Source organism: Paraburkholderia rhizosphaerae (genome assembly GCF_004366595.1).
Taxonomy (GTDB): Bacteria; Pseudomonadota; Gammaproteobacteria; order Burkholderiales; family Burkholderiaceae; genus Paraburkholderia; species Paraburkholderia rhizosphaerae.
The window spans coordinates 1-7,903 of the sequence record NZ_SORE01000054.1 but is presented as its reverse complement, the minus strand read 5'-3'; the positions used below and the strand labels follow the sequence as shown (position 1 = coordinate 7,903).

Below are 7,903 nucleotides of genomic sequence, written 5' to 3'. Positions count from 1 at the left end.
ATACTCCGTCACACGTCCATCGAAATCCTGCTCCGATACGAGCCGCCCGTACCCGTCATACGCAAACCGGTATTCGCCGCCGTTCTCGTTACGCAACGTGATGATCTGGCCCAGCCGGTTCCACGCATACTCGAGCGTATCGCCCAGCGCGTTCACGCGCGCCGCGAGCAGCCCGGCGGCCGAGTAGCGGTACTGCGTGCGACGGTTCAGCGCATCGGTATGCGCAAGCAACCGCCCCGGCGCTTCCAGCGCAACTGGCGAAGGCGCACCATGCCGCCGCTTTATCCGTGGATGAAGCTCGCAGGGCGGTGGATTGAGCACGCAGGCTTCACACCAGGGCAGCGCGTAAGGATCAGCGTTGAGCACGGGCGGCTCACTATCACCGCCGATTAATGAACGAAGGGCCGCGTTAGCGGCCCTTCGTGTTACTGAAGCTCAGTTACGAACAGCAAGTCTCCATGATCATTTTCTGCTATCAGCCATGAGAGGTCGTGCGCAACAACGTAATACTCGAAGTACCGACATTCTTTGATGATTTCAGCGATCGCCTGGACCGGAACATCGAAGACAAATTTCTCTTCATTACTTTCGTCCACCACAAACCATACATTCTTGGTCGATGTTGGGGCTAGTTCAGAAATACGCAAATATCCGTTGTTGTCCTCGCAGTGCAATACGGCAGGCTTGATCTTGAAACTTAGCCACCAAGCACGCGGATCGCCGGCGACGAATGTCCTTTGAATCTTTTCTAACAGCTCTTTTTTATCGACCGGTTGCTCATCAGTCAGCCCGCATTTTCTTAATGCAGTGGAAAGTTCTGCCCGGAAGTCGTCAGCGTCTAGATTATTCATAATCTGATTTGCCTCACAGTTTTTGGTCCGGCCTATGAGGATGCTGCGGCCCCTCATAAGTAATGTTGCCGCGCTTGCACCCACACCCTCGTTTTCCAGCACTCTGCCATCCAACGTGCGGCTTATCGTGACCTTGCGTTGAGTCCATATCTGCATGAGGAGCGTCATAAGCAACCTTAGCGCCACCTACGCCTTTGAACTCAACAGCAGTACCCGTAACGGGATCCATTTTAGAGAACGAGACGTTATCGGGATTTGTCATCCCGGCACGCTCAAAGGCTTCACGTCTTGCTCTATCGAAGTCAGGGGCGTTGGTAACAGTTGCTAAGCCAAGCGGATCAATACAGCTTATCGGATTGGGTGCCTATTGATACGAAAGGCTGCGACAATAGCCTTTTCGCTTACAACTCGTTGCTCAGAAAGGCTTTCAGTTCTGCCTCCGACAATTCGAACTCAGGTCCCGCATCCATTCCTTTAAGGAAGTTCACTACATGCTCTAGGCGAGGGTCATCAAAGGAATGATCCAGATAAAACTCGTACGCGTAGCGCGCGACCTTATATGGAGCATAGCCCTCCAGTTCGAGGAGCACGCGCAGGCCATTGAGAAACTGCACTTTCATGTCAGACATGACGGTTTATCCTTATGGACATCTCGATGTTGCTCTACCAGAAGCCGTAACCTTGCCTTGATCGATATCCGCTTTTGTCGGCGGGTAGTGAGGCAAGTCTAGTACCTCGCCATTATTCATCTTGGGGTGAACTCGGTTGACCTCGCCAGTCTGATTGTATGTCTCTTCCCACGACCGGACTTGGCCCGTTTCAGGATTCCATTCGGTGACGTGCGAACGTCCACGAGTAGGACCAGGTTTTAGAGCGGGAACCTCAGCATCGTAATATCTGACTCTCCCGTCAGGGAGATGTCGTGTGTTGGCTGCGCCTCCCTGCGCCTTCTGAAGCGCTCGCAGCTTACGTGCGAGCTTATCTGCTGGACTGTCGCATCTAAGCCCCAGCGGATCGATCCAGCTTATCGGATTGGGTGCGTATTGATACGCATTGACCCCACCCGCCAGCCCAATCGGGTCCTTGCTAATAAACCGCCCGGTGCCCGGATCATAATACCGATGCCGGTTGTAGTGCAGCCCCAATTAGCTCGATGTTGCACTTGACTCTTGCGATCCCTGCCGGGTGAGGGCTAACATCTACTTCGCATTGCGATTTATTTCGTCAATCAGATTATCTATCCCAGGATATTTATTGGCCCGCAAAACCTCTGCCCAATGAAGAGCACCTTTAAGATCGCCATTCATATAGAGGATTTTTGCCAGATTGAACTGCGAAATTTCATCTCCTGCTGTTGCTGCGAGTTTCAACCATCTGATAGCCTGATCTTGATCAGAAGCCACTAGCAAATAGTATTTGTATAGTTTAACCGCCGAAGCGATGTCGCCGTCGGTGGCTCGTACAGATTCCTCGTCAACCTGCTCTTTCGATAGAAAGTATATCGAACCAGTCGAAGTTGGTGCGTCATCAGATGGGCTTGACATGTCACCTCCAAATGAAGAATCAACCATAATAATAAGTAGCGCAAGGCAGATGAAGGCTATTTTCATTTTGCATTCGGCATAAATACATTCATTGTGCCGGGTTGGCTATGATCCATCTGACGTGCGCTGTTCATTCCCATTGGAATTGTTCTTCCGCTTGGGTAATACCACATGTACTGATCAGGCGCACGGACTTCTGCGCCAAGCTCATCAGCCAATTTTTGAGCAAAAGAGTTGCTACCTCTCCCTGTATTGCAGGAAAGCAGATCTACCCGCTTTCCTTCTCTATAATTTGGTGAACTTTTGATCATATTCGCGAGTTCTTGAGCGCTAACTGGCGTCCCATTCTGATCTACGATTAAGGTCCGATTGCCATGAGCTCCGACTTGGAATGCATCGGGGTTCCCAGGAACGCTGTCTGCGTATCCACGAATTGCTTGATTGCTAGGGAATAGATTTAGATCAACAAGACCCAGCGGATCAATACCTCGGATAGGGTTATTTCCAACGTACTGATACGCATTGAGTCCACCGAGTAGGCCAATCGGATCCTTGCTGATGAACCTACCGGTGTTCGGATCATAATACCGATGCCGGTTGTAATGCAGCCCCGTCTCGCGATCAAAATACTGCCCGGCAAAGCGCAACGCGTTACCGATCCCCGCCTTGCGCGCCGCTTCGCTGATCACTTCCCGCGCCTGCCCCCACGCCCGGTAATTCGCGCTCCAAACCTCCTCACCTGCCGCATCCGTCAATTCCTGCGGCGTGCCAATCTGATCACAATGGCTGAGGCCGGTTAAAAGATCTCAGTTTCATGGCACACGAAATTTCTGACGCCTCCGTCAAATTACTTAAGATCTAAATTTCTTCCAACGTAATAGCCAGTCATCATATCCATTACATCCTCAACAATGTCGGCATCCTCATCCCGGCCGGCATTCCTTAACATCTGGTCAAGCTCATTAAATTCTTTCAATATTTCCGATTTTCCAACGCCAGCATTGTTCAAGTTAATCACTAGCTGCCGTAGTGATTCCTCTGGGAAGGATTGAGAAAGCACCATCTCAATTCTGTCTTTGATCGCTAGTTTCATTTGCGAAGAACTCTCTTCCAAAGTGGCTTCGTCTTTGCAAGACGAGTGGGTAATTCACATGCACAAACACCTTTCGCTGCTTCTATGCTCACATGAGGACTCGCGTCTTTTCCATCTTCATCATGTACCAATCCGTGTTGTGCAAGGTCGTCACTATCGATGCTGTACATTCCTGAATTCTTTTGGGTTCCCCCAAAATCAGCGGGACGACGATGAGGTTGAGTGTTCTCTGGCACTGAGTCTGTAGACATTCCTGCTTCGCCTAGTCGGACACCGAGTGAATTTGCTGCGTTCACGCCATTTTCTGTGGGTCCAGAATAAACCACCGGACCGCCGTCGCTATCGACAGTCATTCGATAGAGTATCTTGCCCATTAACCCGAGCGGATCGATCCACTGTACCGGATTCGGCGCATACGCATACGCATTGACCCCACCCGCCAGCCCAATCGGGTCCTTGCCAATGAACCGCCCGGTGCCCGGATCATAATACCGATGCCGGTTGTAGCGCGGCCCGGGCTACTTTTCAAGTCACGTCGCACAGTTACACGGCCGCTATCGCGTGCACCAGTAAAGATGTCCTTGACGTAGGCTGGTAGATGAAAGTTTCCACTTTGCTGGCACCCGAATGCGCCGAGAATCTCAGGCATCGGGAGGGATGGAATGTGTCAACGGCATCGAACACGACTAATGGCTGATTGGCCCAGTTGATCGTCAATTTTTCGACGATGTTCACCATACCGACGTCGATTTGCTCGATTGCACCTAGCACATCCGCTTCACTATCGGCCCACTTCCAGCGAACGATCAGTAGCCGGCTATCAGATGTTGCGACCGCTGTTTGCAACGGCTCGTCACCCAACACGAGCACATCTGTTCCATGCAGTGCCAACTTGTTGGAGTAGTCGGCAGATTGGCAGGCTAAATCGTAATCTGATGGGTTCCCGCTCATGCCATTCCATAGTAATGCCTTTGCTTCCTCCATCACGACCAGTGGTCCGCCGGAACTGTTGATCCAGTCCGAAATAACGTACTTGTTCATTGGCCGCCCCTTCTCTTTGCTTGTGTGACTTGGCCAGCCTGCTTGAGACTGCACCGCTTACAGTGAGGATACAGTCGCTGGGGCTTTCCTTGCTCGTTCAGCGCGTTCGAAGTTTGGTGGTCGGGGATGAAGTCTCCGCTCTTCGTACCCGGGTCTGTAGAACCACACGTGTGGCACCCGTCTCGATATCCGATCGTGTTGATCTGTTGCCTTTCTTCCAAGGTGAAGTCGCGTGCCGGCCCCCGTGCTGGTATGGAATCCGTGGCGAACGAACCCGGTTTCAAGGTTTCGTCGCCTGCGAGACCTAACGGGTCAGTCCAAGCGATGGGGTTGGGTGCGTATTGATACGCATTGACCCCGCCCACCAGCCCAATCGGGTCCTTGCTAATAAGCCGCCCAGTGCCCGGATCATAATACCGATGCCGGTTGTAATGCAGCCCCGTCTCGCGATCAAAATACTACCCGGCAAAGCGCAACGCGTTACCGATCCCCGCCTTGCGCGCCGCCTCACTGATTACTTCCCGCGCCTGCCCCCACGCCCGGTAATGCGCGCTCTCGCATCGCGCCGCTCGCGTGCGTGACTTCAACGCCTATCGGTTGTCAAGGTTGTATTTGGCAACTCTAGAGACATCTTCATCCTCATCTTGCATAAGTCTCCTGATTATCGAAATAGGAGCCTTTTTATTCGAGGCGACACCTTGTCGAACAACTGCGTCGAGATCCTTTGATAGAAGTTCAAATAACTCATCAGACAATTTTCTCTTCACGGAAACGGAACGACGAACATCAGGTCCAAATTGGCAAAGCAAAGTCAAGATCTCCGGTGGGACTGTCTTGTTATATGCGACCCACTTTCTATATTCCGGAAATCTATCGATGACGTCTTTCCACACTGAAACAGGAGCCTCTTCAGTCGCAGCGCGATCATATTCATCCTTGAGCAAACTCGCTCGCAGAGCCACGAATTCCTCAGCAGAGTGAATCATTTCGAGTCCTTACACTTTATTGAGTCAAAGTCAATGCTCTTACCCGTATCGCTCTTGTGCTTATTCATGTAATCGCCATAGACGTCGGCGTCTGCCACCCATGCACCATTCTTGTCGTACACCTTCCAGGCACTGTTCCCATGCCCTGTTTGATCTTCAGACCACCACATGCCTGTGCCCAGATCTCGCACATACTTAGCGTAGCCCACGCCAGGCACGTTGCCTGAACATATTCTGTCGAAACGATTTACTTCCCACTTGCCTCTGCATTGGCATTTTGCGTTCTGGTTCGCCTTTGGAGATGCTTGTTTTCTTCCGGCGCCTACCGGCGCTTTCGACAATCCGAACGGGTCGACCCACTCTATCGGATTGGGCGCGTATTGATACGCATTGACCCCACCGACCAGCCCAATCGGGTCCTTACTAATAAACCGCCCAGTGCCCGGATCATAATACCGATGCCGGTTGTAGTGCAGCCCCGTTTTTCCATCAACCGGCTGCCCGTGGAACCTTTCCTACCGAAACTCGCTCACCCTCCGGACCGTGCCATCTCTCTCATTCACCCAAATCTGAACATCACGATTTGACGTTGCCGCGAGGAATGTCAGGCTCCCATCCACATAAAACACGTCGTAGAACATCGCCTGACCAATCGATGCGGCCAAAGCCACTTTCGCCCTTAATGAGCCATCGGCGTTGACGAGATACGCCTTGTTGACGCTGCTGTCGTACGGTCCCTCGACTACTGCGATTCCGCTCCCATCTGCCAAAGGCACACCGCAAATGCCAGCGGTGCTCTGAATGTCCTTCTGCATGCCCCCATCACGCCACGCGATCGCAAGGGGCGTTAGCTCTGCGACCGTTCGTCGTGATGGGTTATTGACCTTGTCGTAACCAGGAAATCGATCGATGAAATGAAAGTCAGTCACGCTTCCGCTTTTGGTCATTTGATGGCTCTCGGTGGTCCAACCGGAACAAGCTTGGCACGGTCCGCAAAATTCAGTATTTGTAGTTGGCTGCCGCCACCAGGGTACAGCTTGCAGCCGCACTTTTGTGGGCCAACAGTACCGCGCTGTACTTGAACGCTTTCGGGGACGTGGAACGTCTGTACGTGCGAAACGTCCGACTTGAAGTCTGGCGTTACGGCCAACTTATTTCGGACATAGTCGACGTCCGGGATGTTATCAGTCGTTGCCCATCCACCGGGGCGCGTTTGACCCGGTGCCATCGCCATCTGAACGGTTAGACCCCCTGCGGGGATGGGTTCCGACGTCATCGGTGTGTTGGGCATCCACGGATTCGATCCGGTCGGTGCCGGCAATGCCAGCAAGCTACTGCCCGCAAGACCAAACGGATCAATCCAGCCTACCGGGTTGGGCGCGTATTGATAAACGTTGATGCCACCCGCCAGCCCGATAGGATCCTTGCTGATGAAGCGTCCCGACGTTGGATCGTAGTACCGATGCCGGTTGTAATGCAGCCCCGTCTCGCGATCAAAGTACTGCCCGGCAAAGCGCAACGGGTTACCGATCCCCGCCTTGCGCGCCGCTTCGCTGATCACTTCCCGCGCCTGCCCCCACGCCCGGTAATTCGCGCTCCAAACCTCCTCACCTGCCGCATCCGTCAATTCCTGCGGCGTGCCAATCTGATCACAATGGTAGTACGCCACCACCGCAAACGGCTGCGGCCCTTCACGCCCTCGCGCCGCCTCGCGATCAACGCCCGCGCCCAGCGGCCCACTCGCCTGCAGCAGCGGCGTGAATCCACCCGGCTCATACACGTAATGCGTCACCGTGCGCTTCTCACAGTCCGTCTCGCACGCAAGCGTATCGCCGTCCCACCCGTACACCGTCAGCCCGTAGCCATGCTCCGACTTCAAACGCGCACGCAGCACGTCCCGGTAGCCCGGACCATCATTAATCGACGTATACACACACGGCTCAGTCAGCTTCGCGATGCGCCGGCCCAACGCATCGTAGCGATAGGTCGCCTGCATCCGGTGATCGCCCGCCGACACCATGCGATCGAAACTGTCCCAGCCAAACGCCATGCGCTCGCCGTTGCGCACGCGCACAGCCAGATTGCCGCGTTCATCGTATTCAAAGCGCGTGCCGGCGTATTGCTTCAGCAGATTGTCCAGCAGCACAGGAGCACGCCCCCCGCGCGCCTCGTTTTCATCGGATACCTGAATATTGCTCGCCGGATCAAATGCAAAACGCTCTTCGCCGAGCCTCCCCTGCATCTGCCTGAGCCGCCCCAGCGGGTCATACGCGTAGCGGATCGTGCCGCGCAGATCGCTGATCTGCTCGAGTTGCCCCGCGTCGTCGTAGGCATAACGCCGCTCCATCACCTTGCGATTCGAGCCCTTCAGCACCTGATGCGCGAGTC

11 protein-coding genes and 5 pseudogenes are annotated in these 7,903 nt (G+C 53.8%); 1 reads left to right on the top strand and 15 read right to left on the bottom strand.

What is annotated here, in order from left to right; genetic code table 11:
• A partial coding sequence (locus BX592_RS35355) for an RHS repeat domain-containing protein (protein ID WP_243849849.1) occupies positions 1–231 on the bottom strand: 231 nt, incomplete at its 3' end.
• On the opposite strand from BX592_RS35355, the gene BX592_RS35350 reads away from it, so the two are divergent.
• The gene (locus BX592_RS35350; RefSeq protein ID WP_243849847.1) at positions 220–393 is read left to right on the top strand and encodes a SymE family type I addiction module toxin; all 174 of its coding nucleotides are present in this window, start codon (positions 220–222) and stop codon (positions 391–393) included. The two genes, BX592_RS35355 and BX592_RS35350, sit on opposite strands and share 12 nt — an antisense overlap.
• A 32-nt stretch (positions 394–425) precedes the next feature.
• On the opposite strand, the gene BX592_RS34790 is transcribed toward BX592_RS35350, so the two are convergent.
• The 14 genes and pseudogenes from BX592_RS34790 to BX592_RS33225 all read right to left on the bottom strand — a co-directional run.
• On the bottom strand, positions 426–851 hold the full coding sequence (locus BX592_RS34790; RefSeq protein WP_425022289.1) for a DUF6756 family protein: 426 nt from the start codon (positions 849–851) through the stop codon (positions 426–428).
• Positions 852–864: 13 nt separating this feature from the next.
• Positions 865–1,194 (bottom strand): polymorphic toxin type 47 domain-containing protein, encoded by a 330-nt coding sequence (locus BX592_RS35345; protein ID WP_425022288.1) that lies wholly within the window; start codon positions 1,192–1,194, stop codon positions 865–867.
• A gap of 58 nt (positions 1,195–1,252) precedes the next feature.
• Complete coding sequence (locus BX592_RS33280; protein WP_134197583.1) at positions 1,253–1,480, bottom strand: hypothetical protein; 228 nt, start codon at positions 1,478–1,480, stop codon at positions 1,253–1,255.
• A 12-nt stretch (positions 1,481–1,492) separates the two neighbouring features.
• Positions 1,493–1,993, bottom strand: a pseudogene (locus tag BX592_RS34980) (RHS repeat-associated core domain-containing protein); the annotation flags it as partial.
• 57 nt (positions 1,994–2,050) lie between these two features.
• Complete coding sequence (locus tag BX592_RS33270; protein WP_134197581.1) at positions 2,051–2,461, bottom strand: SEL1-like repeat protein; 411 nt, start codon at positions 2,459–2,461, stop codon at positions 2,051–2,053.
• 401 nt (positions 2,462–2,862) lie between these two features.
• Positions 2,863–3,180: pseudogene (locus BX592_RS34780) on the bottom strand (RHS repeat-associated core domain-containing protein); the annotation flags it as partial.
• Positions 3,181–3,242: 62 nt separating this feature from the next.
• A complete protein-coding gene (locus BX592_RS33260; protein WP_134197579.1) occupies positions 3,243–3,488 on the bottom strand; it encodes a hypothetical protein in 246 nt (81 codons plus the stop codon).
• A gap of 374 nt (positions 3,489–3,862) precedes the next feature.
• Positions 3,863–4,003: pseudogene (locus BX592_RS35340) on the bottom strand (RHS repeat-associated core domain-containing protein); the annotation flags it as partial.
• 28 nt (positions 4,004–4,031) lie between these two features.
• Entirely contained in the window at positions 4,032–4,529 is a 498-nt protein-coding gene (locus BX592_RS33250) for an Imm21 family immunity protein (protein ID WP_134197578.1), read from the bottom strand.
• A gap of 296 nt (positions 4,530–4,825) precedes the next feature.
• Positions 4,826–5,080: pseudogene (locus BX592_RS34975) on the bottom strand (RHS repeat-associated core domain-containing protein); the annotation flags it as partial.
• Between the two features lie 39 nt (positions 5,081–5,119).
• Positions 5,120–5,515, bottom strand: coding sequence for a hypothetical protein (locus tag BX592_RS33240; RefSeq protein WP_134197577.1), 396 nt, complete (start codon positions 5,513–5,515; stop codon positions 5,120–5,122).
• 332 nt (positions 5,516–5,847) lie between these two features.
• A pseudogene (locus BX592_RS35335) lies at positions 5,848–6,027 on the bottom strand (RHS repeat-associated core domain-containing protein); the annotation flags it as partial.
• Positions 6,028–6,030: 3 nt separating this feature from the next.
• The gene (locus BX592_RS33230; protein ID WP_134197576.1) at positions 6,031–6,462 is read right to left on the bottom strand and encodes a hypothetical protein; all 432 of its coding nucleotides are present in this window, start codon (positions 6,460–6,462) and stop codon (positions 6,031–6,033) included.
• A partial coding sequence (locus tag BX592_RS33225) for an RHS repeat-associated core domain-containing protein (protein WP_208328023.1) occupies positions 6,459–7,903 on the bottom strand: 1,445 nt, incomplete at its 5' end. The genes BX592_RS33225 and BX592_RS33230, both read right to left, overlap by 4 nt.